General features: G+C 71.9%; 20 protein-coding genes and 2 tRNA genes. 13 read left to right on the top strand and 9 right to left on the bottom strand.

What is annotated here, in order from left to right; genetic code table 11:
• Positions 1–24 precede the first annotated feature (24 nt).
• Together pepN and ACIBCA_RS32320 are read right to left on the bottom strand one after the other, a co-directional pair.
• The gene (gene pepN / locus ACIBCA_RS32325; protein ID WP_396286621.1) at positions 25–2589 is read right to left on the bottom strand and encodes an aminopeptidase N; all 2565 of its coding nucleotides are present in this window, start codon (positions 2587–2589) and stop codon (positions 25–27) included.
• 220 nt (positions 2590–2809) lie between these two features.
• The gene (locus ACIBCA_RS32320) at positions 2810–4216 is read right to left on the bottom strand and encodes an amino acid permease (RefSeq protein WP_396286620.1); all 1407 of its coding nucleotides are present in this window, start codon (positions 4214–4216) and stop codon (positions 2810–2812) included.
• Between the two features lie 287 nt (positions 4217–4503).
• Here ACIBCA_RS32320 and ACIBCA_RS32315 point away from each other — a divergent pair, with 287 nt between their 5' ends.
• From ACIBCA_RS32315 to ACIBCA_RS32300, 4 genes are all read left to right on the top strand, one after another.
• Positions 4504–5103 carry a biotin transporter BioY gene (locus ACIBCA_RS32315; protein WP_396286619.1) on the top strand — a complete coding sequence of 200 codons (600 nt, stop codon included), beginning with the start codon at positions 4504–4506 and terminating at the stop codon, positions 5101–5103.
• Positions 5104–5172: 69 nt separating this feature from the next.
• Complete coding sequence (locus tag ACIBCA_RS32310) at positions 5173–5658, top strand: ribose-5-phosphate isomerase (protein ID WP_396286618.1); 486 nt, start codon at positions 5173–5175, stop codon at positions 5656–5658.
• Between the two features lie 331 nt (positions 5659–5989).
• A complete protein-coding gene (locus ACIBCA_RS32305) occupies positions 5990–7216 on the top strand; it encodes a PP2C family protein-serine/threonine phosphatase (protein WP_396286617.1) in 1227 nt (408 codons plus the stop codon).
• A gap of 508 nt (positions 7217–7724) precedes the next feature.
• Entirely contained in the window at positions 7725–7922 is a 198-nt protein-coding gene (locus ACIBCA_RS32300; protein WP_396286616.1) for a hypothetical protein, read from the top strand.
• Between the two features lie 38 nt (positions 7923–7960).
• Here ACIBCA_RS32300 and ACIBCA_RS32295 read toward each other — a convergent pair whose 3' ends face one another.
• On the bottom strand, positions 7961–8746 hold the full coding sequence (locus ACIBCA_RS32295) for a DUF6348 family protein (RefSeq protein WP_396286615.1): 786 nt from the start codon (positions 8744–8746) through the stop codon (positions 7961–7963).
• 191 nt (positions 8747–8937) lie between these two features.
• Between ACIBCA_RS32295 and ACIBCA_RS32290 the strand changes: the two genes are divergently transcribed.
• Complete coding sequence (locus tag ACIBCA_RS32290; RefSeq protein ID WP_396286614.1) at positions 8938–9528, top strand: hypothetical protein; 591 nt, start codon at positions 8938–8940, stop codon at positions 9526–9528.
• Positions 9529–9603: 75 nt separating this feature from the next.
• On the opposite strand, the gene ACIBCA_RS32285 is transcribed toward ACIBCA_RS32290, so the two are convergent.
• Positions 9604–9674 (bottom strand) — tRNA-Gly (locus ACIBCA_RS32285).
• Positions 9675–9830: 156 nt separating this feature from the next.
• On the opposite strand from ACIBCA_RS32285, the gene ACIBCA_RS32280 reads away from it, so the two are divergent.
• The 5 genes from ACIBCA_RS32280 (at position 9831) to clpX (ending at position 14779) form a co-directional block, all read left to right on the top strand.
• Positions 9831–9904: transfer RNA gene (locus ACIBCA_RS32280), tRNA-Pro, on the top strand.
• 320 nt (positions 9905–10224) lie between these two features.
• Positions 10225–11637 (top strand): trigger factor, encoded by a 1413-nt coding sequence (gene tig / locus ACIBCA_RS32275; protein WP_396286613.1) that lies wholly within the window; start codon positions 10225–10227, stop codon positions 11635–11637.
• Positions 11638–11903: 266 nt separating this feature from the next.
• Positions 11904–12521, top strand: a complete 618-nt coding sequence (locus tag ACIBCA_RS32270) for an ATP-dependent Clp protease proteolytic subunit (protein ID WP_396286651.1) — start codon at positions 11904–11906, stop codon at positions 12519–12521.
• A 56-nt stretch (positions 12522–12577) separates the two neighbouring features.
• Positions 12578–13240, top strand: coding sequence for an ATP-dependent Clp protease proteolytic subunit (locus ACIBCA_RS32265; RefSeq protein ID WP_396286612.1), 663 nt, complete (start codon positions 12578–12580; stop codon positions 13238–13240).
• A gap of 249 nt (positions 13241–13489) precedes the next feature.
• A complete protein-coding gene (gene clpX, locus ACIBCA_RS32260) occupies positions 13490–14779 on the top strand; it encodes an ATP-dependent Clp protease ATP-binding subunit ClpX (protein WP_030058268.1) in 1290 nt (429 codons plus the stop codon).
• A gap of 74 nt (positions 14780–14853) precedes the next feature.
• Here clpX and ACIBCA_RS32255 read toward each other — a convergent pair whose 3' ends face one another.
• Positions 14854–15645 (bottom strand): hypothetical protein, encoded by a 792-nt coding sequence (locus ACIBCA_RS32255; RefSeq protein WP_396286611.1) that lies wholly within the window; start codon positions 15643–15645, stop codon positions 14854–14856.
• Positions 15646–15674: 29 nt separating this feature from the next.
• Positions 15675–16496, bottom strand: coding sequence for a hypothetical protein (locus tag ACIBCA_RS32250; RefSeq protein WP_396286610.1), 822 nt, complete (start codon positions 16494–16496; stop codon positions 15675–15677).
• A gap of 189 nt (positions 16497–16685) precedes the next feature.
• On the opposite strand from ACIBCA_RS32250, the gene ACIBCA_RS32245 reads away from it, so the two are divergent.
• Together ACIBCA_RS32245 and ACIBCA_RS32240 are read left to right on the top strand one after the other, a co-directional pair.
• On the top strand, positions 16686–19325 hold the full coding sequence (locus ACIBCA_RS32245; protein WP_396286609.1) for a valine--tRNA ligase: 2640 nt from the start codon (positions 16686–16688) through the stop codon (positions 19323–19325).
• A gap of 340 nt (positions 19326–19665) precedes the next feature.
• The gene (locus ACIBCA_RS32240) at positions 19666–20193 is read left to right on the top strand and encodes a hypothetical protein (protein ID WP_396286608.1); all 528 of its coding nucleotides are present in this window, start codon (positions 19666–19668) and stop codon (positions 20191–20193) included.
• 52 nt (positions 20194–20245) lie between these two features.
• On the opposite strand, the gene ACIBCA_RS32235 is transcribed toward ACIBCA_RS32240, so the two are convergent.
• The 3 genes from ACIBCA_RS32235 to ACIBCA_RS32225 all read right to left on the bottom strand — a co-directional run bounded on the left by ACIBCA_RS32235 (position 20246) and on the right by ACIBCA_RS32225 (position 24594).
• Positions 20246–21784: a chitinase gene (locus ACIBCA_RS32235; protein ID WP_396286607.1), complete on the bottom strand. Its 1539-nt coding sequence runs from the start codon at positions 21782–21784 to the stop codon at positions 20246–20248.
• 167 nt (positions 21785–21951) lie between these two features.
• Positions 21952–23109, bottom strand: a complete 1158-nt coding sequence (gene wecB / locus ACIBCA_RS32230) for a non-hydrolyzing UDP-N-acetylglucosamine 2-epimerase (RefSeq protein WP_396286606.1) — start codon at positions 23107–23109, stop codon at positions 21952–21954.
• A gap of 51 nt (positions 23110–23160) precedes the next feature.
• Entirely contained in the window at positions 23161–24594 is a 1434-nt protein-coding gene (locus ACIBCA_RS32225; RefSeq protein WP_396286605.1) for a glycosyltransferase family 2 protein, read from the bottom strand.
• Between the two features lie 207 nt (positions 24595–24801).
• On the opposite strand from ACIBCA_RS32225, the gene ACIBCA_RS32220 reads away from it, so the two are divergent.
• On the top strand, positions 24802–26193 hold the full coding sequence (locus ACIBCA_RS32220) for a bifunctional folylpolyglutamate synthase/dihydrofolate synthase (RefSeq protein ID WP_396286604.1): 1392 nt from the start codon (positions 24802–24804) through the stop codon (positions 26191–26193).
• Position 26194: the final 1 nt, after the last annotated feature.

The raw sequence follows: 26194 nt of genomic DNA, 5'->3' as shown, positions 1-26194 counted from the left end.
TCCGTGAGTCGGTGCGTCAGCCGGTCAGCTCCGGTCGCAGGCCTGCGCCCGCAGCGCCCGGGCCAGGTCGTCCCGGCGCTCCAGCACCAGGCGGCGCAGCGCCGGAGCCGCCTGCGGGTGCCCGTCCAGCCAGGCGTCGGCCTCGGCGAGGGTCGGCTCGTCGGTCTGGGCGATCGGGAAGAACCCGCCGACGAAGCGCATCGCGATCTCGATGGTCCGCTCGGACCAGATGCGCTCCAGCAGCTTGAAGTACGGCGCCGCGTAGAGCGCGGTGAGGTCCCGGTGGGAGGGCAGCGCGAAGCCCGCGATGTTGGCCTCGACGAGGGCGTTGGGCAGCTCGTCGGAGTCCACCACGGCGGACCAGGCGGCGGCCTTGGCCTCCGGGGTGGGCCGGGCGGCCAGGCACACGGTGTACTGGCGCTTGCCGCCGGCGGTGTTGTCGGCGGCGAGCTCGGCGGCCAGCTCCTCGTCGCTCGCCTGCCCGGCGGCGGCCAGGGCCAGCCACAGGGCCCAGCGCAGCTCCTGGTCGACGTCCAGCCCGTCGATGCGGGCGCTGCCGGTCAGCAGGCCACGCACCAGGCCGAGGTGCTCGGCGCCGCCGGCGGTCTGGGCGAGGAAGCGGGCCCAGGCCAGCTGGTGGTCGCTGCCGGGGACGGCGGCGCGCAGCTCGCGCAGGGCGCCGTCGGCGAGGAGGCGGGCGCCCTCGCCGCGCCAGGCCGGGTCGGCGTACAGGTCGACGGCGGTCTTGGCCTGGGCGTGCAGGGACTGCAGCACGCCGATGTTGCCCTCCTGGCCGGCGAAGCGCAGCACCAGCGCGACGTAGTCGCGGGCCGGCATCAGGGCGTCGCGGGTGAGGTTCCAGACGGCGGACCAGGCGAGCGCCCGGGCGAGGTCGTCGCCGATGTCGCCGAGGCCCGTGCGCAGCGCCTCCAGGGACTCCTCGTCGAAGCGGACCTTGCAGTACGTCAGGTCCTCGTCGTTGAGCAGGACGAGCGCGGGGCGGGTGCGGCCGGCGGCCTCGGGGACGACGGTGCGGGCGCCGGTGACGTCGACCTCCAGGCGCTCGGCGCGCACCAGGGCGCCGTCGGCGTCGCGGTCGTAGAGGCCGATGGCGATGCGGTGCGGACGGAACACCTCGCCGTCCTGGAGGACGGCCAGCTCGGTGATCCGGCCCTCGGCGTCCGTGGTGACCTGCGGGGTGAGCGCGTTGACGCCGGCGGTCTGCAGCCAGGCGGCGGCCCAGGACTTGAGGTCGCGGCCGCTGGTCTCCTCCAGCACGCCGAGCAGGTCTGCCAGTTCGGTGTTGCCGAAGGCGTGGCGCTGGAAGTAGCGGCGGGAGCCCTCGAAGAAGGCGTCCGAACCGGCGTACGCCACCAGCTGCTTGAGGACGGCGGCGCCCTTGGCGTAGGTGATGCCGTCGAAGTTGAGCTTGGCGTCCTCGAGGTCGCGGATGTCGGCCGTGATCGGGTGGGTGGTGGGGAGCTGGTCCTGGCGGTAGGCCCACGCCTTGCGCTGGTTGGCGAAGGTGACCCAGGCGGAGGAGTAGCGGGTGTTGGCGCCGATCAGGGCGTAGGAGCCCATGAAGTCGGCGAAGGACTCCTTGAGCCACAGGTCGTCCCACCAGCGGGGGGTGACGAGGTCGCCGAACCACATGTGCGCCATCTCGTGGAGGATGACGTTGGCGCGGTTCTCGTAGGCGGCGTCGGTGACCTTGGAGCGGAAGACGAAGTCCTCCTTGAAGGTGACGCAGCCGGGGTTCTCCATCGCGCCGATGTTGTACTCGGGCACGAACGCCTGGTCGTACTTGCCGAAGGGGTACGGGTAGTCGAACCGCTCGTGGAAGAAGTCGAGTCCGAGCTTGGTGACGCCGAGGATCTCGTCGGCGTCGAAGTGCGGGGCGAGGGACTTGCGGCACATCGCGGACAGCGGGATGTCCAGCACGGTGCCGTCGGCGAACTCGCGGCTGTAGTGGTCGCGTTCGACGTGGTACGGGCCTGCGACGACGGCGGTGAGGTAGGTGGAGATCGGCCGGGTGGGCGCGAACTCCCAGGTGCGGGCGCCGTCCTCGGTGGTGACGTTCCCGTGGACGGCGTTGGACCACACGTCCCACGCGGCCGGGGCGGTCACGGTGAAGGTGAACGGGGCCTTGAGGTCGGGCTGTTCGAAGGTCGCGAACACCCGGCGGGCGTCGGCCGGCTCGTAGTGGGTGTAGAGGTAGGTCTCGCCGTCGGCCGGGTCGACGAAGCGGTGCAGGCCCTCGCCGGTGCGGCTGTAGGCGCAGTCGGCCTCGACGGTGAGGACGTTCTCGGCGGCGAGGCCGTCCACGTGCACCCGGGCGCCGTCGTAGGCGGTGGCGGCGTCGAGGGCGCGGCCGTTGAGGGTGACGGAGCGGACGGCGGGGGCGAGCAGGTCCAGGAAGGTGCTCGCGCCGGGCCGGGAGCAGCGGAACGTGACGGTGGTGGTGGAGCGGAAGGCGGCGGCCGCCGGATCGGGGGCGGAGGTCACGTCGAGGCGGACCTCGTAGCCGTCCACGGCCAGGATGCCAGCCCGCTGCTGGGCTTCCTCACGGCTCAGGTTCTTGCCCGGCACGGCGGTACTCCTTTGTCCGGCTCGCACGGTGGTGCGGGGGGTGGGTGGTGCGGTCCCGCGCGCCGGGTCGTCGTGTGGTCCGTGCGCGCAGGGGCATCCTTTCACGAGCCCCCGCGCCGGTACCATTGCACAGCCCGCGCACCGGGCCGCTCGCCCGGACATGCCGGAGGGCCCCCGGAAGCCGGTGCTTCCGGGGGCCCTCGCGTACGTACCGGCAGGATCAGCCGGCCGCGTCGCGGCGCTGCTTGAGGACGCCGGCGGTGATGAGCAGGGCGACCAGCACGGCGGCCGCGTACAGCTGCTCCCGGTTGCTCTCGGTGGTGGTCATCAGCGCGAGGATGCCGACGACGGCGGCCATCGCGACCCAGGTGAGGTACGGGTAGCCCCACATCCTCACGGTGAGCAGTTCGGGGCTCTCGCGATCGAGGCGCCGGCGCATCTTCAGCTGGACCAGGCAGATGAACAGCCAGACCACGAGGATGGCCACGCCGGTGGTGTTCATCAGCCAGGTGAACACGGTGTCGGGCCAGAACCAGGCGGCCAGCACGGCGCCGAAGCCGAACAGGCAGGAGGCCAGCACCGCCCGGCGCGGCACCCCGCCGGAGACCTTGGCCAGCGCCTTCGGGCCCTGGCCGCGGTCGACCAGCGAGTACGCCATGCGGGAGGCGCCGTAGATGTTGGCGTTCATCGCGGACAGCAGCGCGATCAGCACCACGGCCTGCATGATCGCCCCGGCCCCGGGCACCCCGAGGTGGCGCAGCACGGTGACGTACGGGCCGTCGGCGGCGACGGCCGGGTCCTTCCAGGAGACGAGCGTGACGACCAGGGCCATCGAGCCGATGTAGAAGATCGCGATGCGCCACACGGCGGTGCGCACCGCGTTGGCGACGTTGCGCTTGGGGTCGTCGGACTCGGCGGCGGCGATGGTGACGGTCTCCAGGCCCCCGTAGGCGAAGACGGAGGCGAGCAGGCCCACGATCAGTCCGCTGACGCCGGTGGGCAGGAAGCCGCCCTGGCCGGTGAGGTTGGTGGTGCCGGGGGAGCCGGGGCCGATGACCCCGGCGATGCCGAGGCCCCCGAGGACGAGGAAGGCGACGATCGCGGTGACCTTGATCGCGGCGAACCAGAACTCGAACTCGCCGAAGTTCTTCACGGCGGTGAGGTTGCTGGCGCAGAAGAAGGCCATGAACAGGGCGACCCACACCCAGGAGGAGACCCCGGGTATCCAGCCGTTGACGATCTTCCCGGCGGCGGTGGCCTCGGCGGCGACGCCGCAGCAGAGCATCACCCAGTACATCCAGCCCGCGGTGATCCCCGCCCAGGGGCCGATCTCCTTCTCGGCGTGCACCGAGAACGAGCCGGAGGCGGGCCGGGCGGCGGACATCTCGCCGAGCATCCGCATGATCAGCATGACGAGCAGGCCGGACAGGGCGAAGGCCAGGATGATCGCGGGGCCGGCGGCCGCGATGCCCGCGCCGGAGCCGACGAACAGGCCGGCGCCGATCACCCCGCCCAGCGCGATCATCGACAGGTGGCGCTGCTTGAGCCCGTGACCGAGCTGCGGGCCACCGGAGGCCGGGTCGGCGTCGGTGGTCCCGGAAGCCGGGGGCGCGGTGGTGGGGGCCATAGGAGCGGAACTTCCAGACTGTGCGGAATGCGACATGAGTTGTCCAATATCCGGGGACACGCCTGTCCATGCCAAGGAGCTCGCCCCCGGGCCCATCATGCGGACCGGATGTTGACGCACCGTGATGGTTCGGATGCCGAGCGTCCTTTCCGGCCCGGACCCGACAACGCCCGCCGTCGCGTGTTTGTCCGAATCCGCGCCGTTCGCGGAGTGGATCACCGCGTAGGTTCACAGGTGTTCACTCACCTGGGTTCACCCGGACCTCACGCCTCACGGAGGAAGCCCCGATGGCCACAGCCGCCACCGCGACGCCGCACCGCGCCGTCCTCGCCGACCTGCTGCCCGCCGCCACCACCCGCCTCGGCGCCCAGGCCCGCGACCTGGCCCTGGTGGCCGGCGGCGCCGCGCTGACGGGCCTCGCCGCCCAGCTGTCGGTCAACGTGCCCGGCTCGCCGGTGCCGGTCACCGGCCAGACCTTCGCGGCCCTGCTGGTCGGCACCGCGCTCGGCGCCCGCCGCGGCGTCGCCTCGCTCGCCCTCTACCTGCTGGCCGGCATGGCGGGCCTGCCCTGGTTCGCCGCGGGCGCCTCCGGCTGGGCCATGCCCTCCCTCGGCTACGTGCTCGGCTTCGTGCTCGCCGCCGCCCTCACCGGCGCGCTGGCCCGCCGCGGCGCCGACCGCACCCCGCTGAACACCGCCGTCACGATGGTCCTCGGCAGCCTGGCGATCTACGCGGTCGGCGTCCCCTACCTGGCCGTGTCGCTGCACGTCTCCCTCGCCCGCGCCGCCGAGCTGGGCCTCTACCCGTACCTGGTCGGCGACGCCCTCAAGGCGGCCTTCGCCGCCGGCGCCCTCCCGCTGGCCTGGAAGCTCCTCGGCCGCCGGTGAGCGACCACCGCCGGTAGCAACCACCGGCCCTTGTCGGGCCCGGGCGCACGCGCATGCCACACTCGTGCCATGCGCGTGTACCTGGGCTCCGACCATGCCGGATACGAACTGAAGAACCACCTCGTGGAGTGGCTCAAGGGGGCCGGCCACGAGCCGGTCGACTGCGGGCCGCACATCTACGACGCCGAGGACGACTACCCGCCGTTCTGCCTGCGCGCCGCCGAGCGCACCGCCGCCGACCCGGAGGCGCTGGGCATCGTGATCGGCGGCTCGGGCAACGGCGAGGCGATCGCCGCCAACAAGGTCAAGGGCGTCCGTGCGGCGCTGGCCTGGAGCACGCAGACCGCGGAGCTCGGCCGGCAGCACAACAACGCCAACGTGATCTCCATCGGCGGCCGGATGCACACCGAGGACGAGGCCACCAAGTTCGTCGAGGTCTTCCTCAACACCCCCTACAGCGGCGAGACCCGGCACACCCGCCGGATCGAGATGCTGACCGAGTACGAGACCACCGGCGAGCTCCCGCCGATCCCGGCCCACCACCCGCAGGGCTGATCGCTCCGTCGCTCCAGCCTTCCCTCCTGCCTTCCCTCCTGCCGTCACTCCAGCCGTCCACCCCGGCCGGCCGCACCCCGTGCGGCCGGCCGTCGCCGTTCCCGGAACCGTTCCTGTGGGATCGGCCACAGGAACCGTCCGGCGCACGCCCCCGCACGCGGGGCGCGCACAGGGCCCCCGAGCTCCGTACGGCCAACCGGCGCACGCTTCCTGACGGGGCGCCCGCCACCACGGCGAACGGCCGAAACCGGCTGAGCACCCTCGGCCCCCGCCCGTATGCCCGCCCCCGGCCCGTCGACGCGGGGCCGCCCCGTGGATAGGGTCGGACCCCATGGCTGGCAGACCGCCGGGCGCACCGCCCCAGACGACTGCGACGAGGCCCGGCGCCGCCACGGCGTCCGAGTCCGTGACGGCCCGGTTGCGCAGGACGCTGCGCCGGGCCCGCCGAAGGCTGCGCACGGCCGGGGTCGACTACTTCCGCGGCGGCGCCGCCGACTGGCCCGTGCTCTGCGCGCTCGCCCTGCTCGTCCCCCTGATGGTCCTGCTCAACGTCTGGCTCCCGGACTGGGCCCCGCCCACCACCCTGGTCCTGCCGATCCTGGCCGGCGCCCTGCTGCTGCGCCCCGGCAGCCTGGTGGTCCTCTACGCGCTGGCCGCGCTCGGCCTCTCCGCCGAGTCCGTGATCCACACCGGCCAGCGGGTGGCCAGCGACAACCCCGAGGCGTACGTCTACGGCGTCACCCCCGGCGCGGCCCTGGTCGTCGGCGCCGCCGGGGTCGGGGGCCTGCTGCTCGCCCAGTTCCGCGCCCGCGTCGGCGTGCCCTGGTGGGGCGGCTCCACCATGCTCTTCGACCTGCGCGAACGGCTGCGGGTGCAGAGCCGGGTGCCCCGGCTGCCCGACGGCTGGCACGCGGACATGGCGCTGCGCCCGGCCGGCGGCCAGTCCTTCTCCGGGGACTTCGTGGTCGCCGCCCGCACCGGCCCCGGCCAGCGGCTGCTGGAGGTCGTCCTCGCGGACGTCTCCGGCAAGGGCATGGACGCGGGCTCCCGGGCCCTGCTGCTCTCCGGCGCCTTCGGCGGCCTGGTCGGCTCGCTGCCCGCGCACGACTTCCTCCCCGCCGCCAACGGCTACCTGCTGCGCCAGTCCTGGGAGGAGGGCTTCGCCACCGCCGTCCACCTGGTGCTGGACCTCGACACCGGCGAGTACGAGCTGCTCTCGGCCGGGCACCTGCCGGGCATGCAGCGCCTGGCCGGCGAGGGCCGCTGGGAGGTCAAGGAGGCCGAGGGTCCGCTGCTGGGCATCTACGACGGCGCCAAGTTCGAGGGCGTACGCGGCCGCCTGGGCCGCGGCGACGTGCTGATGCTCTGCACGGACGGCATGGTCGAGGCCCCCGGCCGGGACCTCACCGAGGGCATGGACCGCCTGATGGGGGAGGCCGACCGGCTCGTCGCCGGCGGCGGCCGCGGCTCCGGCGTGGGCGCCGCCGCCGCGCTGATCGAGACCGTCGCCCGGGACATCAACGACGACCGCGCGGTACTGCTGCTCTGGCGGGACTGACGCGCCGCTCCGCGCCCCTTCGGCCCGGGGCGGGGAGCGGGCGAGTAGCGGCATGTGCCATCGGCAGCTGTCAAGACCCTTAGCTGATCTTCGGCCAAATCGGACGGCCCGTCGGCGGACCGGACCAGCGGCTTCCGTTCCCCGCCCGTCACCGCTCCGGGGCCGCTCAGCCCGCCCCGCCGACGATTCGTCAGAACGGACCGGCTATCGTCCCGGTCGGCGGAAACTCGTCTCGCATCGCAGGATGTCGGCGTTGGGCTGACTGTCAGACCTTTACGCAATCGGCACGGTCGACCACACTGAGTCCGGGCGGGACTGTTCAGGATTCGGGGGATGGGGGGTGACACGTGCGACAGGGCAGAAGACGGTTGGGCGTGGCCTCTCGCACCGGCGGCGTGCCGGACGGTCCGCGATTCCGCCTCGGGACCGTCGGATCGGCCGGGGTCCGGCATTCGCAGGTGTCGCCGGGCGGTGGCACCACGCTATGAAATCGAGGAAGTGAGTCCGGGTGGCACTCTCCGTCTCCGCGCTGGTCCTGTTCGCGATCCTGTGCATCATCTTCATCCGCAACGGGCAGATGAAGATCCCGCACGCCATCGTCGCCGCCCTGTTCGGCTTCATGCTGCACGAGACCACCGTCGCGGGCTCGATCACGTCACTGCTGCAGAACCTGTCGCACAGCATCTCCAACATCACCGGAGGCTGACCGGAGCCGGGCCGCCCGGACCCCAGGGGGACGGGGGACTACCGGCCGGCCCGTCTGGCCTCCCGCCAGCGCGCGAACAGGCCCCGGGGGCGTACCGCCGGGGCCGTCACGATCGACGGCCGCGCGACCGCGGCCGGGGCGACGGGCTCCTCCGGCGTTGCCCGATCGGCCGTCAGCAGCACGAACAGCCGCGCCCAGCACAGCCGTTCACCGCGCGGCCAGTCCAGCGCGCGCAGCGCCGCCGACGCGGCCTCCGAGACCTCGCCGCCCACCCTGACCTCGGCCACGTCGTCGCCCGCCTTCCCGCCCAGGAAGAGCTTGACCCCCACCGGCCCCGCCCCGGCCAGCTCCGCCCGCAGCGCGGGCGCCAGCGCCGGCAGCACCCGGTTCTCGGCGAGCCAGGTCGCCAGGTGCTCGTTGCCGAAGCCGAACACCGCCGCCGGCCCCTGCACCGCGTGCCAGCCCGGCAGTTGGGGGACGTCCGTGTGGTCGGCGTGCACCCCGCGCCCGTCCGCGAGTTCGACCAGCACCGAGGCGGTGGTGGTCGCCCACATCTTCACCGCGTTGGCGAGCTTCTCCTCCTCGGTCTTGCCGAGGCCCGCCGCGCAGTCCCAGACCACGGGCACGTCCGCCCGCCCCAGGTGCAGCACGAAGCCGAGGTCGACGTGCCCGGCGCCGTCGTCGCCCGGGTGCTCGCGCACCGCCACCGCCGTGGTGCCCGGGCCGCGCACCACCTCGCCGTCCACCGTGAACTCCTGGCCCAGGCGCGCCATCTCCCGCACCACACAGCGCTGAATGACGGCCAGCCGCTCCTCGGGACGCACCGGGACTCCTCCACCTAGGGAGCGCGGCGGGTCCAGGCCCGTTCGAACCGCACTCGAACGGGCCGAGGCTATCGGCCCGGACCCCCGCCGGGAAACCACACGGTCACCATCGGTCTCCGGTCGCGAAAGTTTCCGTTATGCCCCAGTTTGGGGATCGGAACCCGCACCACGGCCCGCCCGGAGAGCCCGACATGCCCCGCACCGCCCCCACGTCCCCCGCGTCCCCCGCGCGCCCCGCGCCGCTCGTCCACCCGGACGGCTCCGGCCTGGTCGCCGAGATCGAGGCGTACCTGGCCTCGCTGCCCGCCCCCGTACGCGCGCTCCAGCCGTACTCCCCGCCCTACGCCCCGCCGCTCGCCACGCCCTACGTCTGCCCGTACGGCAGCGTGCCGCAGCCCTGGTGGGCCGGCCACGCCCGGCCCCGGGCCACCCTGCTCGACCGGGCCCTGCGCCGCCCGCCCCGCCCGGTGCCCGTCACCGCCGCCGACCACCTGCGGCTCGCCTCCCGCTACCTCGTGGCCCACGGATGGCTGCAGGGCGCGATGTGGGACGAGCGCGGCCGGGTCTGCCTCCTCGGCGCCCAGGCCGCCGTCCTCGCCCACGGCTACGGCACCCCGGCCGTGGTGCGCACCGCCCGGGCGCAGCTGATGGAGGTGCTGCACGCCACCGGCCACCCGGTGGCCTCCCCGGACGCCTACAACGACGACCCCGCCACCCGGCAGGCCGACGTCCACCGGCTGCTCGACCGCACGGCCGCCCGCGCGGCCTGGCTGGGGCTGTGACCGGGCCTGACCGAGCCTGACCGCGTCCGGGAACGCGAACGGCCCCGGTGCATGAGCACCGGGGCCGTCGAGGCGAGCGGGCGACGAGAATCGAACTCGCGTGACTAGTTTGGAAGACTAGGGCTCTACCATTGAGCTACGCCCGCGCGATCCGCCGGGCGCCACCGCCCGGAAGGTCTGGGACAGCGTACCTGGTCCCACCGCCCTCGCGCACACCGCATTTCCCCGATCGCCGCCCGAACCGGCCCGGAATAAGTCCACGAGCCGTCCCGACCCGGCGTGTACGCTTCCTCTCGGCACCACGGGGTGTGGCGCAGTTTGGTAGCGCGTCCGCTTTGGGAGCGGAAGGCCGTCGGTTCGAATCCGGCCACCCCGACAGTGCGGCAGGGTCTCGTCCGAATGGGGCGGGGCCCTGTTCTGTGTGAGCGCTCCACGACGACGGTACGACGGCGGGTACGGTGGCGCCTGGCGTCCGCCTTTCGTGGTACCGGTAGGATGGGGCGCTGGCGGTAGTCCCTGTGGCGTCAACCCAGGTCAACCGCACGAGGGCGAGGAGTCAAGCTCACCGTCCACCCCACGGGAGATGCAGCTCCAACCGCCCATCGCCCGTCTCGCCCGACCCTCCCGTACCGGCTCCGGCCGTGCGGTGGGAGCGGGCGTAGACAACCTGACCGCAAGCCCCTAGGAGACCTAACCGTGAAGAGCGCCGTCGAGACTCTGAACCCGACCCGGGTTCGACTCACCGTCGAGGTGCCCTTCGAGGAGCTCAAGCCCAGCCTCGACGCGGCGTACAAGAAGATCAACCAGCAGGTCTCGGTCCCGGGCTTCCGCAAGGGCAAGATCCCGAACCGTGTCATCGACCAGCGTTTCGGCCGTGGCGCCGTGCTGGAGGAGGCCGTCAACGACGCCCTGCCGCGCTTCTACACGCAGGCCGTCGACGAGGGCAAGATCGAGGTCCTCGGACAGCCCGACATCACCAACATCGAGGGTGTCGAGAAGCTCGCCGACGGCGGTGACCTCAAGTTCACCGCCGAGGTCGACGTCCGCCCGGAGATCACCCTGCCGGACTTCTCCTCCATCGAGGTGACCGTCGACCCGATCGTCGTCGCCGACGAGGACATCGAGAAGTCGCTGGAGCAGCTGCGCGAGCGCTTCTCCTCGGTCAAGGACGTCGAGCGCGCCGCCGCCGAGGGCGACGTCGTGGTCGTCGACCTGGTGGCCAAGGTCGACGGCGAGGTGCCGGACGACGGCACCGCCACCGGCGTGAGCTACGAGATCGGCTCGGGCCGTCTCATCGACGGCATCGACGAGGCCGTCGTCGGCCTGTCGGCCGGCGAGGAGAAGACCTTCGAGACCGAGCTCAAGGGCGGCACCCAGGCGGGCAAGACCTCCGAGGTCACCGTCACCGTCACCGCCGTCCAGGAGAAGGAGCTGCCGGAGCTGGACGACGAGTTCGCCCAGCTGGCCAGCGAGTTCGACACCCTCGAGGACCTGCGCGCCGACTCCCGCAAGCGCCTGGAGCGCATGAAGGAGTATGACCAGGCCACCCAGGCCCAGGAGAAGGTGCTCGACGCCCTGCTCGCCCTGGTCGAGATCGAGTTCCCGGAGAAGCTGCTCGCGGACGAGATCCAGACCCGCAAGCACAACCTGGAGCACCACCAGCTGGAGCCGATGGGCCTGGACCTCGACACCTACCTGGAGACCCAGGGCAAGTCCCGCGAGGAGTGGGACGCGGAGATCGAGGAGCAGGCGAAGAAGGGCATCAAGACCCAGTTCGTCCTGGACCAGATCGTCGCCGACGAGGAGCTGGGTGTTAACCAGGAGGAGCTGACCGAGCACCTCATCCGCCGCGCCGCCGGTTCGGGCCTGACCCCGGACCAGTTCGCGCAGCAGGTCGTCCAGGGCGGCCAGGTGCCGATGCTGGTCGGCGAGGTCGCCCGCGGCAAGGCGCTGGCCACCGTGGTCGAGGCCGCCAAGGTCGTCGACACCGAGGGCAACGAGATCAACTTCGACGACGAGGACGAGACGGCCGAGACCGTCGAGGCCCCCGTCGAGGCCGAGGCTCCCGCCGAGGCCGAGGCCGCCGCCGAGGAGAAGACCGAGGCCTGAGTGCCCCGGTAGCCCCCTGAGGCTCACAGCGGGCCCGGACGCCGTACGGTGTCCGGGCCCGCTGCCGTCCCACCCCGCGCGTACGACCCTGCGCTCACAGCGAACAGTTCTGCGTGAGGGATTCTGCGGCCCCGCCTGCGCGTTAGGGTCCTTGGACAGCAACAATCACGACGTGATACCCGGAAGCTGTGCGACACCGTGGGAGCCGCCGAGCGGCTCCCCAAATCGACTGAGCAGGTGCCTAAGTGACGTTCCCGCAGATGCAGATGCCTGGCCTGATGGCGCCGCACGCCGCCGCTGGTGACGTGCTCGGCGGCCTTGGCGACCAGGTCTACAACCGGCTGCTGGGCGAGCGGATCATCTTCCTCGGCCAGCAGGTCGACGACGACATCGCCAACAAGATCACCGCCCAGCTGCTCCTGCTGGCCGCGGACCCGGACAAGGACATCTTCCTCTACATCAACTCTCCGGGCGGCTCGATCTCGGCCGGCATGGCGATCTACGACACCATGCAGTACATCAAGAACGACGTCGTCACCATCGCGATGGGCATGGCCGCCTCGATGGGCCAGTTCCTGCTGACGGCGGGCACCCCCGGCAAGCGCTTCTCGCTGCCGAACGCCAACATCCTGATGCACCAGCCCTCCGCGGGCCTCGGCGGCTCCGCGACGGACATCCGCATCCAGGCCGAGCAGCTGCTCCGGACCAAGAAGCGCATGTCCGAGCTGATCGCGCACCACAGCGGCCAGACCTTCGAGCAGATCACCCAGGACTCCGACCGTGACCGCTGGTTCACGCCGGAGGAGGCCAAGGCCTACGGTCTGATCGACGACATCATGCACAGCGCCGCGGACGTCCCCGGCGGCGGCGGCACGGGCGCCTGAGCCTCGGCCCGGCCCACGACACCACCGTCCCAACGCCTCGGAGGACAAGGACCCCCATGAACATCCCCAGCCTGTCGGCCGCCAAGGCCCGCGTCGAGGACATGCGCGCCGAGGGCCGCTACATCGTCCCGCGCTTCGTCGAGCGCACCACGCAGGGCATCCGCGAGTACGACCCGTACGCGAAGCTGTTCGAGGAGCGCATCATCTTCCTCGGCTCGCAGGTCGACGACGTCTCGGCGAACGACATCATGGCGCAGCTGCTGTGCCTGGAGTCGATGGACCCGGACCGCGAGATCCAGATGTACATCAACTCGCCCGGCGGCTCGTTCACGGCCCTGACGGCCATCTACGACACCATGCAGTACGTCAAGCCGGACATCACCACGGTCTGCATGGGCCAGGCGGCCTCCGCCGCGGCCGTGCTGCTCGCCGCCGGCACCCCCGGCAAGCGGATGGCGCTGCCGAACGCCCGTATCCTGATCCACCAGCCCTACACCGAGACCGGTCGCGGTCAGGTGTCGGACCTGGAGATCCAGGCCAGGGAGATCTTCCGGATGCGCGAGCAGCTGGAGGAGATGCTCTCCAAGCACTCCAACAAGTCGGTGGAGCAGGTGCGCGACGACATCGAGCGCGACAAGATCCTCACCGCCGAGGAGGCCGTGGAGTACGGCCTGATCGACCAGATCATCTCGACCCGCAAGACCTCGCTGACCTCCTGAACGTCAGCACCCTCCGCGGCGGGGCGCGCACCCTGGTGTGCGCCCCGCCGCGGTTCGGACGGACTCTGCAGACGGCATCTGTTCGGTATCAATTCGCCCAGGGCGTAGGGCAGACCCGGCGAAGAGGACGGAATCCCGGGCCCGGCAGAGTACCTTCGGATAGCGAGACCGATCGCCGTCGGGCGTCGTCGGTCCACAGCACCAGGCCCCGGAACCCCTGCGGGGCCCCTGGCGAAGGGGAAGCACCTCGTGGCACGCATCGGAGACGGTGGCGACCTGCTCAAGTGCTCGTTCTGCGGCAAGTCGCAGAAGCAGGTGAAGAAGCTGATCGCCGGCCCAGGCGTGTACATCTGCGACGAGTGCATCGACCTGTGCAACGAGATCATCGAGGAGGAACTCGCCGAGACCTCCGAGGTGCGCTTCGAGGAGCTCCCGAAGCCGCGTGAGATCTACGAGTTCCTCGACCAGTACGTGGTCGGCCAGGACCTCGCCAAGAAGGCGCTGTCGGTCGCGGTCTACAACCACTACAAGCGCGTCCAGGCCGGTGAGGCGGGCCGCAGCGGCGGCAACGGCCGCGAGGACGCCATCGAGCTGGCCAAGTCGAACATCCTGCTGCTGGGCCCCACCGGCTCCGGCAAGACCCTGCTGGCGCAGACCCTGGCCCGGATGCTGAACGTGCCGTTCGCGATCGCGGACGCCACGGCGCTCACGGAGGCCGGGTACGTCGGCGAGGACGTCGAGAACATCCTGCTCAAGCTGATCCAGGCGGCGGACTACGACGTCAAGAAGGCCGAGACCGGGATCATCTACATCGACGAGATCGACAAGGTCGCCCGCAAGAGCGAGAACCCGTCGATCACCCGTGACGTCTCCGGCGAGGGCGTGCAGCAGGCGCTGCTGAAGATCCTGGAGGGCACCACCGCCTCGGTGCCGCCGCAGGGGGGCCGCAAGCACCCGCACCAGGAGTTCATCCAGATCGACACCACCAACGTGCTGTTCATCGTCGGTGGCGCGTTCGCGGGCCTGGAGCGGATCATCGAGGGCCGCGCGGGTGCCAAGGGCATCGGCTTCGGCGCCAACATCCGCTCCAAGCGGGAGTCGGACGCCAGCGACCACTTCCGCCAGGTCATGCCCGAGGACCTGGTGAAGTTCGGCATGATCCCCGAGTTCATCGGCCGTCTGCCGGTGATCACCAGCGTGCACAACCTGGACCGCGAGGCGCTGCTGCAGATCCTCACCGAGCCGCGCAACGCGCTGGTGAAGCAGTACCGCAAGCTGTTCGAACTCGACGGCGTGGAGCTGGAGTTCTCCCGGGACGCGCTGGAGGCGATCGCCGACCAGGCGATCCTGCGCGGCACCGGCGCGCGCGGCCTGCGGGCCATCATGGAGGAGGTGCTGATGTCCGTGATGTACGAGGTCCCCTCGCGCCAGGACGTCGCCCGCGTGGTGGTGACCGGGGACGTCGTCTCCAAGCACGCGATCCCGACCCTGGTCCCGCGCGACATGATCAAGCGCGAGCGCCGGGACAAGAGCGCCTGACGCTCCCCGCCCGTGGAACGTGGAACGTGGAAAGGGCCCCGCACCGACCGGTGCGGGGCCCCTTCCGTCCGTGCTTACTTGGCGATCTCGGAGGTCGCGCGCAGGTCGCGGGTGTCCGAGGCGAGCTTGTCGAGATCCGGGTTGACCCCGTTCTCGGCGTCCGTGTTCATCACCATGACGAGGCTGCTGCTGTCGGCCCAGGCGCAGATGCCGATCTTGGTGTCGCCGTTCTCGACGAGGGTGCCGCACTCCATGTCGCCGCCCTTGGGGCCGGCGTCCACGCTGTGGCGGTTCTCGATGGTCGAGCCCTTGGCGGCCACGCCGTCGAACGCCTGGTTCAGCTGGTCCTTCGGGTTGAGGATCTTGCCGTAGGCGCCGGCCACGATCATCTTCGGCTGGGACTGGGTGTCCTCGTACAGGGCGGCCACGCCGGTGGGGGACCAGTTGCCGTCGCCCTTGCCGAGGCTGTCCGTCATCGCCTTCTCCATGGCGGCGGTGACGGGGGAGTCGTCGTTGCGCTTCATGTCCTTGAATTCGGCGGGCAGGACGACCTTCTGGGTGCCGGCGTTGCTGACGGCGTCGTAGGCGAAGTAGGCCAGGCCGCCGCCGGCCAGGACGACGACGCCGAGGCCGACGCCGAGGCCGATCCACAGGCCCTTGCGGGACTTCTTCTGCGGGGGCACGGGCGCGTACGCGCCGCCGTAGCCGGGGTAGGCCTCGGGGCCGGGGGTACCCGGGGCGCCGGGGTAGCCGGGCTGCGGCTGGGGCGCGCCGTAACCCGGCTGGGGGGCGCCGTAGCCCGGCTGGGGGGTGCCAGCCGGGTAGCCCGGCTGCTGCGGGGCGCCGTAGGGGGTCTGGTCGGACACGCGAGTTCCCTTTCTGGGGAATGACGGGATTACTTCGCGACCTTCATGAGGTCGCGTATCGCCCGGGTCTTGTCGGCGGCTTGGGAGGGGGTGAGCCCTTGGGTGGCGCCGGACATGAAGCTGACCCGGCCGTACGTGGAGCGGTCGGCCCAGACGCAGACGACCGGGCCGGGCTTGCCGAGGGAGGTGGTCGCGCCGCAGGAGAGGCGTGCGGAGGAGCTCCGGCCGTCCCGTGCGGGGTAGTCCGCCAGCGGCGTGGCCCAGGTGAGGGAGCCGGCGCTCTTCTTGGCCTCGTCCATGACCACGACCGGGTCGTTGAGCTCGCCGAAGAGGCCCGCCACCACGATGTAGTCGCTCTTGTCGGAGCCCTTGTCGAAGGCGACGCCGAGGGTGTGCAGGTTCCTGCCGTACACCGCCACCTCGGGCTTGGTGACGTCGGTGCTGTCCTCCTTGACCAGGCCGCGGTCGTAGCCGTTGCCGATGGTCTGGGGCGCGACGAGCTTGTACGTGCCGGGCTTGTCGTCCCCGCCGCCGCCGAGGTACTTCCAGGCCGCGAACCCGCCGCCGCCGAGCACCAGCGCGCCGATGACCAGCCCCGCGACCAGGCCGCCCCTGCCCTTGCGGGGCGGCGGCGGGTAGCCCGGGTAGCCGGGCTGCGCGGGGTAACCGGGCTGGACGGGCTGGACGGGCTGGGCGGGGTACTGGGGCGGGCCGTACGGAGGCTGCTGCTGCGGGTAGCCGCCGTACCCGGGCTGGGGCTGCGGCTGTCCGTACGGGGGCTGGCCCCCGTACGGAGGCTGGCCGCCGTAGGGCGGTTGCCCCGGCGGATACTGCTGCCCCTGCCCGTACATCTGCTCGTGCCCCCCCGCCGCTCGCGCGGCCCTCCGCCGTCTCGAATAGTTCCGTACACTTCCCGATGATCGGACCAGTGCGCACGGCACGTTATCGCACGGGGGCGACGACGGAGCCGCCCGTGCGGGGCTCCGGGCCGTACCGAAAGCGGTTCGTGACCCACGCCTCCGTTACGTAAACTGTGCGTCGTGACCGACACGACGAACCAGCGCCCCGTGAGCACCTTTGCCGGGGACGATGCGGCAACCCTCCCGACGACCTACACCCCCGCGGACGTAGAGGGCGAGCTGTACGAGCGCTGGGTGGACCGTGGCTACTTCACCCCGGACGCGAAGAGCGACAAGCCCGCCTACACCATCGTCATCCCGCCGCCGAACGTCACCGGTGCCCTACACCTGGGCCACGCCTTCCAGCACACGCTGATGGACGCGCTGACCCGCCGCAAGCGCATGCAGGGCTACGAGACGCTCTGGCTGCCGGGCATGGACCACGCGGGCATCGCCACCCAGAACAAGGTCGAGCAGCAGCTCGCCGAGTCGGGGCTCTCCCGCCACGACCTGGGCCGCGAGGCGTTCGTCGAGAAGGTCTGGGAGTGGAAGCGCAACTACGGCGGCCGCATCCTCGGCCAGATGCGTCGCCTGGGCGAGGGCGTCGACTGGTCGCGCGAGCGCTTCACCATGGACGAGGGCCTCTCGCAGGCCGTCCAGACCATCTTCAAGCGCCTCTTCGACGACGGCCTGATCTACCGCGCCGAGCGCATCATCAACTGGTGCCCGCGCTGCCTGACCGCGCTGTCCGACATCGAGGTGGAGCACGAGGACACCCCGGGCGAGCTGGTCTCGATCCGCTACGGCGACGGCGAGGACTCGATCGTCGTGGCCACCACCCGCGCCGAGACGATGCTCGGCGACACCGCCGTCGCCGTCCACCCCGGGGACGAGCGCTACCGCCACCTCGTCGGCCGGACCATCAAGCTGCCGCTGACCGACCGTGAGATCCCGGTCGTCGCCGACGAGCACGTGGACCCGGAGTTCGGCACCGGCGCCGTCAAGGTGACCCCGGCGCACGACCCGAACGACTTCGCCATCGGTCAGCGCCACGACCTGCCCAACCTGACGGTCATGGACGAGCACGGCGCCATCACCGTGCACGGCCCCTTCCTCGGCATGGACCGCCTGGAGGCCCGCTCGGCCGTCGTCGGCGCGCTGCGCGAGCAGGGCCGCATCGTCGCCGAGAAGCGCCCGTACATGCACGCCGTCGGCCACTGCTCCCGCTGCCACACCGTGGTCGAGCCGCGGCTGTCGCTGCAGTGGTGGGTCAAGGTCGAGCCGCTGGCCAAGGCCGCCGGCGACGCCGTGCGCGACGGCAAGGTGGAGATCCACCCGAAGGAGCTGGAGCGCCGCTACTTCGACTGGGTCGACAACATGTACGACTGGTGCATCTCGCGCCAGCTCTGGTGGGGCCACCGGATCCCGGTCTGGTACGGCCCCGACGGCGAGGTCGTCTGCGTCGGCCCCGACGAGCAGCCGCCCACCGGCGAGGGCTGGCACCAGGACCCGGACGTCCTGGACACCTGGTTCTCCTCCGGCCTGTGGCCGTTCTCCACGCTCGGCTGGCCGGAGAAGACCGCAGACCTGGAGAAGTTCTACCCGACCGACGTCCTGCTGACGGGCCACGACATCATCTTCTTCTGGGTCGCCCGGATGATGATGTTCGGTCTGTACGCGATGGACGGCGAGGCGCCGTTCAAGACCGTCGCCCTGACCGGTCTGGTGCGCGACGAGTTCGGCAAGAAGATGTCGAAGTCCTCCGGCACCGCCGTCGACCCCCTGGACTGGATGGACGCCTACGGCGCCGACGCCGTCCGCTTCACCCTGGCCCGCGGCGCCAACCCCGGCGCCGACGTGCCGATCGGCGAGGACTGGGTCAAGGGTTCGCGCAACTTCTGCAACAAGATCTGGAACGCGACCCGCTTCGCGCTGATGAACGGCGCCACCGTCGAGGGCCCGCTGCCCTCGCCGGAGGAGATGACGGCGGCCGACCGCTGGATCCTGTCCCGGCTGAACGCCACCGTCACCCAGGCGGACGCGCTGTACGAGGACTACGAGTTCGCCAAGGTCTCGGACGCGCTGTTCCACTTCGCGTGGGACGAGGTCTTCGACTGGTACGTCGAGCTGTCCAAGACCACCCTGGCGGCCGGCGGCGCGCAGGCCGACGCCTCGCGCCGGGTCCTCGGCGAGGTCCTGGACGTCACCCTGCGGCTGCTGCACCCGGTCGTCCCGTTCGTCACCGAGACCCTGTGGACCAGGCTCACCGGTGCCGAGTCGCTGGTCGTGACCGAGTGGCCGAAGGACAGCGGCTTCCGCGACGCCGCGGCCGAGGGCGAGATCGCCACGGTGCAGCAGGTGGTCACCGAGGTCCGCCGGTTCCGCATCGACCAGGGCCTCCAGGACCGCCAGCGCGTCCCGGCCGCCCTGGAGCTGGACGGCACCGCGCTGGCCGCCCACGAGGGCGCCATCCGCTCGCTGCTGTGGCTGACCGCCCCCGGGGAGGGCTTCGCGGCCAGCGCCTCGCTGCCCGTGGCCGGCGCCACCGTCGCCCTGGACCTCTCCGGCACCATCGACGTCGCGGCCGAGCGCAAGCGCCTGGCCAAGGACCTCGCGGCCGCCGAGAAGGAGAAGGCGCAGACCACCGCCAAGCTCGGCAACGAGGCGTTCCTCGCCAAGGCGCCGGACGAGGTCGTCGCCAAGATCCGGGGCCGCCAGGAGGGCGCCGAGGCCGACATCGCCCGGATCACCGCCCAGCTCGCGGCGCTGCCGCAGGGCTGAGCCCGGACGGACCGTCGAACCCGTCGAACCGTCGAACCGCCCCGAGGGGCCGCTTTCCGCGACGAGCGGAGGGCGGCCCCTCGGGCGCTTTCGGGGGCGCGGATTTTTCCTCGCACCCACGGCTACGCCTAATAGAGCAGCAACATTGCTCCCTTCCGGCGAATATTCATCCTGGACCGGGTGAGGTCCAATTCCGCTCGAATCGATTCCGGTCTTGCCCGCGCGCGTTCGCGGAAGTTTGCAGGACGGATGTGTACGGTGTGCACGGAGTTTCCGCGGAGGGTTTCCGCGGTGGGATTTCGCGGAGCGTTCTGCCGAGCGACGGACGGGAGGGCACGGCGTGGTGGTCACCGAGGAGCTGGTCGACGAACTGCCTGCCGAGGCGGTCGAGGAGGCCAAGGCCAGGGCGGCGACGCTGCTGCTCGCCTTCCGGCACGGCAACCAGCTCGCGTTCGACCACGAGCTGGACCTGCTGCTCGCCGAGCACGCCGCGCGCGAGGTGACCACCCTGCTCACCTGGATCGCGGCCGAGGCCGTCCGCAAGGCGTACGCCCCCGAGGTCGGCGACAAGGTGTTGCGGGCGATGGCCCGGCGGGCCCCCGCCGAGGCCGGGGACGTCCTGGTGGACGAGGAGGCGGCCCACGCGGCCCAGCTGATCGAGGCGGTGGCGGCCGGCGAGGTGGGCGAGGTGCGGGGCCTGGTGTCCGCGACGGCGGACACCACCTATCTGCTCGGCGGGCTGCTGCAGGGCGTGGCGATGATGCTGCCGTTGCTGCCCGAGGGCGAACTGGCCGAGATCACCGCCGAGTTGCGCCGCCGTCACGGCGGCGGCTGCGGGCAGGTGCCGGAGGCCCGGGCCGGCGACTGAGCGCGGCCCGGGCCTGCGGCGGCCGGTTGAGGCAGGCGGTTACGGCAGTCGGTTACGGCATGGCGTGCAGGTGGCTGCCGATGGTGCCCGAGACCGGGTTGCCGGCGCCGGCGTCCCAGTTGGTGGACCAGGTCATCGCGCCGCCGATGCCCGGCCAGGTGGTGTCGGGTTTGTAGGAGCCGCAGTTGGTGCCCCGCGCCAGGCAGTCCAGCGCGGAGTTCACCACACCGGCGCCGACGTAGCCGCCGCCCGCGGCGCTGGTGGAGGCCGGGATCCCGAGGCCCACCTGGTCGGGCCGCAGTCCGCCCTTGAGCTGGATGCACGCCAGGGCGGTGAGGAAGTTCTCGGTGCCCTGCGAGTAGACGTTGCCGTCGCAGCCGTTCATCGCGCCGGAGTTGTAGTACTGCATGTTGACGATGGTGAGGATGTCCTTCACGTTCAGCGCCAGCTTGAAGTACTCCATGCCGGTGGACTGCATGTCGATGGTCTGCGGCGCCATGGTGAGGATGAACCCGCTGCCGGCCCGCGCCGCCAGCGCGTGCAGGGCCTGGCCCATGTAGGTGGAGCTGATCCCGTTCTCCAGGTCGATGTCGATCCCGTCGAAGCCGTAGGACTGGATCAGTGACCAGGCGCTGTCGGTGAAGGCGGCGGCCGAGGAGGAGTCGCCCACCCAGACAGTGCCGTTCTGCCCGCCGATGGAGAGCACGACCTTCTTCCCGGCGGCCTTCTTGGCCGCGATGTCGGCCTTGAACTGGGCGTCGGTGTAGCCGCCGAGCCGGGAGGAGAGCTTCGGGTCGAGGGTGAAGCCGAGGCCCCCACGGGTGGCGGTGGCGTCGGCGAAGGCGACCGCGATGATGTCGTACGCCGCCGGGACGTCGCTGATCTTCTGGACGGGGGCGCCGTTGTCGAAGTTCTGCCAGTAGCCGGTGAGCACGTGCTTGGGCAGGCCCGGCGGCTTGGTGGAGGTCGAGGTCGCGGTCGGGCTGGGGGAGCCGGTGCCCGTGTCGGTGGCGGTCGGCGAGGGGCTCGGGGAGGCGGTGCCCGTCACGGTCGGGCTGGGGGAGGGCTGGGTGCCGCCGGGGCCGAGGAGCGAGACGTCGTCGGCGAGGAAGGCGGGCTGCCCGTACCAGCCGTGCACGTAGACGGTGATGCTGGTGGTGCTCGGGCCGGTGGTGAAGCCCGTGCTCAGCTGGCTCCAGCCGCCCGAGGGCGTCCAGGTGCTGGGATCGCCGCCGCCGGTGCCGCGGGCGCCGAGGTAGACGTAGCTGCCCTGCACCCAGGCGCTCAGCTTGTAGGTGGAGGAGGGCTTCACGGCGACGGTCTGGGTGCACTCGCCGGTGTCGCTGTTGCCCGGGGTGGACTGCAGGGCGTACGTGCCGGTGTGCGCGGTGGCGCTCTGGACGGTGCCGGCGGTGCAGGTCCAGCCGCTCAGGCCGCCGGTCTCGAAGCCGCCGTTGGTGATCAGTTCGCCGTCGGCGGCGTGGGCGCCGGTGTCGGCGACGACGAGCCCGGCCAGGCCGAGGGCGAGCGCGCTCGCCCCGGCCAGCAGGGAGTGGACGGCGCGCGGGCGCCGGTGTCGGGCAGGAGGCATGACTCCATCTCCAGTGGGGGAGGCCCGGCGGCGTCCTGGTGGGGGTGGAGCGCCGTCCGGGGTGTCGATGGTGCGCTTGCGGGAGCTACCGACAACTCAAGTCCCCGTCAGGGAAGGAGACTTGCCTCACAAAATGGAGTAGACCAATTCTGCTGTCAAGAGGGCCGCTACGCGGCCTGCGGCCACTCCTGCCGGTGGTCGGCCGGAGCGGTGGTCTCGGCCAGGGCGGCGGTCAGGGCGGCGATACGGGCCGAGGCGAGGCCGTCGCCGTACGGGCTCGGGGTGGCCGCGAGGCGGGCGAGGCGCTCGGGGGTGTCGGCCAGCCACTCGCGGGCGAGCGCGCCCAGCTCCTCGCCGGGCTGCACCAGCGCGGCGAAGCCGGCCGTCATCGCCTCGGGGCGCTCGGTGGAGCGGCGCACCACCAGCAGGGGGCGGCCGAGCACGGTGCACTCCTCCTGGACGCCCCCGGAGTCGGAGACCAGCAGGGCGGCGTGGCTCGCCAGGCCCAGGAAGTCCCCGTAGCCGACCGGGCCGGTGACGGCGATGCGCTCCAGCAGGCCCTCCAGGCCGAAGCGCTCGACGGCGGCCCGGGTGCGCGGGTGCATCGGGAACAGGACGGGGGTGCCGGCGCGGGCGATGCGGTCCAGCTCGGCGAGGACGGCGCCGAGGGCCTCGGCGGTGTCGGTGTTCTCCGGTCGGTGCACGGTGGCCAGCACGTACGCGTCGGGGGCGAGCCCGTGCGCGGCGAGCAGCGCGGCGCGGGTGGCCTCGTCGGGCAGCCGGCGGCGCACGACCTCGACGACGGTGTTGCCGGTGAGCTCGATGCGCTCCTCGGCGAGGGCCTCGGCGCGCAGGTTGGCGACGTTGTCCTCGGTGGCGGCGCAGAGCAGGTCGGAGACGTGGTCGACCATCACCCGGTTGTGCTCCTCGGGCATCGCGCGGTCGTGGCTGCGCAGCCCGGCCTCGACGTGAACCAGCGGGATCTCACGGGCGTTGGCGGCCAGCGCGCCGGCGAGGGTGGCGTTGGTGTCGCCCTGGACGACGACGGCCACGGGCCGGTCCTCGGCGAACGCGGCGTCCAGCTGGCCGAGGGACTGGGCGATCTGGCCGGCGCGGGGGCGGCCGCCGACACCGGTGAGCAGCTCGGGCCGGGGCAGGCCGAGGTCGCGCAGGAAGCGGCCGGACATGGCCTCGTCCCAGTGCTGGCCGGTGTGGACCAGGCGGGTGGCGTCGCCGAGCTCGTGGATCAGCGGGGCGAGCTTGACCAGCTCGGGGCGGGTGCCGAGGACGACGGCGACGCTGGACGGGGGCAGGCACATGCTCATGAGGGGGCTCCTGGGTGGCGACGTCGGGGGAGGCTCAGTGGGCGCGGAGGCTCAGGACTCGAGGGCGGTGGGGGCGCCGAGGGCGACCTTCTCGGCGTTGCGCCGGGTCTTGGCCCAGCCGTTGCGGCCGAGCAGCACCCGGGCGGCGCCGCGGGTCGCGACGATGAACAGGTGGTAGGCGTACAGCCAGACCAGGACGCCCCACAGCAGCGCGGTGAGCCGGCTGCGGTCGGGGTGGACGAGGCTGCGGTAGGCGAAGCCCCAGAACACCATCGGCAGGGTGGCCAGGACGAAGGCGAGCAGCATCCAGGGCCCGAAGCGCAGCTGGAACTCGGCGGTCTCCTCGGGGAAGAGCACCAGGCCGGCACCGGTGATCCCGAGGGAGAGCGGCAGGAGCAGCACCAGCAGCACGCAGACCACGGGCTGGAGGAAGGTGTACAGCACCTCGGCCTTGCCGGCCGCGGTGTAGTGCGGGGAGCGCAGGACCCGGCCGGTGTAGCGCAGGCACTGGATGTTGCCCTGGGCCCAGCGGGTGCGCTGGGTGAGGAAGCGGCGCAGCGAGATCAGGCCCTCCTGGGAGACGCTGGTCTCGCTGACGTGGGTGAGCCGCCAGCCGGCCAGGCGCAGGTCGAGGCCGGACTCGTAGTCCTCCAGCAGGGCGCGCTCGGGCCAGGGGCGTCCGGCGCGGCCCTCCTCGGCGGTGAGGGAGTCGAGGGCGGTGAGCCGGACGAACTGGCCGTTGCCGCCGAGGCCCACGCTGCCGGTGCGCCGGCGCAGCAGCTGCATGCCGGCGTTGTTGGCCTGGAACTCGACGTCCTGCATCCGTACGAGGGCGCGGGCGAGGGCGTTGGCGGCCCGGCCGCGCCCGGGCAGGGGGAGTTCGTCGTCCGCGTTGCGCATCCGCACGCCGATCTGGACGGCGCCGGTGTCGGGGCGGCCGAGGGCCTTGGCGTTGCAGACCTGGGCGAGGGTGCCGGGGTCGAGCTGTCCGTCCGCGTCGACGACGCCGATGACGACGCGGGAGCGGTCGGTGCCCTCGGGCAGCCGGGCGGAGATCTCGCGGTAGGCGGCGTTGAGGGCGGCGCCCTTGCCGATCCGGGCGTGGGGGCGGCGGCGCTGGACGAGGTGGACGCGCGGGTCGTGCGCGGCGGCGGCGAGGACGAGCTCGCGGGTGGCGTCCTCGCTGTCGTCGTCGATGACCCACAGGTGGGCCTCGGGGGCGCTCGCCCGGAGGCCGTCCAGGGTCTGGACGACCACGGCCTCCTCGTCGCGGCAGGGGATGACCAGGTGCCACTGGAGGGCGGCGGGGTCGCCGGGTTCGGCGGGGGCGTTGTGCCGGAAGGCGTGGCGGGAACCGGCCCAGTAGACGAGGAATCGGCCGAAGACGAACACCATGTAGCCGACGAGGAGCAGCGAGATCAGCCCGGCGAACCAGACGATCGTGTCCTGGCGGAGCACGATCCACTCGTGCAGAGCGTCAGGCATGGCGCGGTTCTCCTCAAGATCAAAGGCTGATGTCTCCCTAGAGTTGCGAATCGATGCTCCATTGCCGTTCAAACTCGCTATATCAATAGTAAAGGGAGCAAACCGCAAGGTTAAGGTGAAGACCGGGCAAAGTGGCCGTTGTCACCCCGGCCCCGACCCGGCCGTACCCCGTCAGGACGGACCGCCGCCGCTCCGTAGACTGTGGTCGTGAGCGACAAGGCCGACCCGAACCCCTACACCCTCCGTCCCGCGGACGGTTCCCCCACGGACGCGCTGCGCGACGTGGAGGTGGAACTCTCCAAGCGCTGGCCGGAGAACAAACTGGAGCCCTCGCTCGACCGGATCGAGGCGCTGATGGACATCCTGGGCCAGCCCCAGCGGTCCTTCCCCTCCATCCACGTCACCGGGACCAACGGCAAGACCTCCACCGCCCGGATGATCGAGCAGCTGCTCAACACCTTCGAGCTGCGCACCGGGCGCTACACCAGCCCGCACGTGGAGTCCGTCACCGAGCGGATCAGCCTGGACGGCGCCCCGATCACCCCCGAGCGCTTCGTCGAGGTCTACCGCGACATCGAGCCCTACGTGCAGATGGTCGACGCCGCCCAGCCGGTGGCGATGTCCTTCTTCGAGGTGCTGACCGGCATGGCCTACGCCGCCTTCGCCGACGCCCCGGTGGACGTCGGCGTGGTCGAGGTCGGCATGGGCGGCTCCTGGGACGCCACCAACGTCATCGACGCCTCCGTCGCCGTGATCACCCCCATAGGGCTCGACCACACCGACAAGCTCGGCGAGACCACCGGCGAGATCGCCGTCGAGAAGTCCGGGATCGTCAAGTCCGGCGCCGTCGCCGTCGTCGCCCAGCAGCAGCTGGACGCCGCCCAGGTCATCCTGCGCCGCGCCGTCGAGGTGGACGCCACCGTCGCCCGCGAGGGCATGGAGTTCGGCGTCATCCGCCGCGAACTGGCCGTCGGCGGCCAGCTGGTCACCCTGCGCGGGCTCGGCGGCGAGGAGTACGAGGACGTCTTCATCCCGCTGCACGGCGAGTACCAGGCGCAGAACGCGGCGCTCGCCCTGGCGGCCGTCGAGGCCTTCTTCGGCGTCGGCGGCGCCCGCGGCGGACAGCTCGACGTGGACAAGGTCCGCCAGGGCTTCGCCGGGGTCTCCTCCCCGGGCCGCCTGGAGGTCGTGCGCCGCAGCCCGACCATCCTCCTGGACGCCGCGCACAACCCGCACGGCGCCCAGGCCACCGTGGCCGCGCTCACCGAGTCTTTCGGCTTCACCCGGCTCGTCGGCGTGATCGGCACCTCCGGGGACAAGGACGTGGCCGGCGTGCTGGAGGCCTTCGAGCCGATCCTGGCCGAGGTCGTCATCACCCAGAACTCCACCCACCGCGCGATGGACGTGGACGCGCTCGCCGCCCTGGCCGTCGAGATCTTCGGCCCGGACCGCGTGCAGGTCGAGCCCCGCCTCGACGACGCCATCGCCGCCGCCGTCACCCTCGCCGAGGAGGAGGGCGACCTCGGCGGCGCCGGGGTGCTGGTCACCGGTTCGGTCATCACGGTGGGCGAGGCCCGCCTGCTGCTCGGGAGGAAGTGAC

Source organism: Kitasatospora sp. NPDC051170, from assembly GCF_044455705.1.
In the GTDB taxonomy this organism is placed as follows: Bacteria; Actinomycetota; Actinomycetes; order Streptomycetales; family Streptomycetaceae; genus Kitasatospora.
This window is presented reverse-complemented; position numbering and strand designations above follow the sequence as displayed.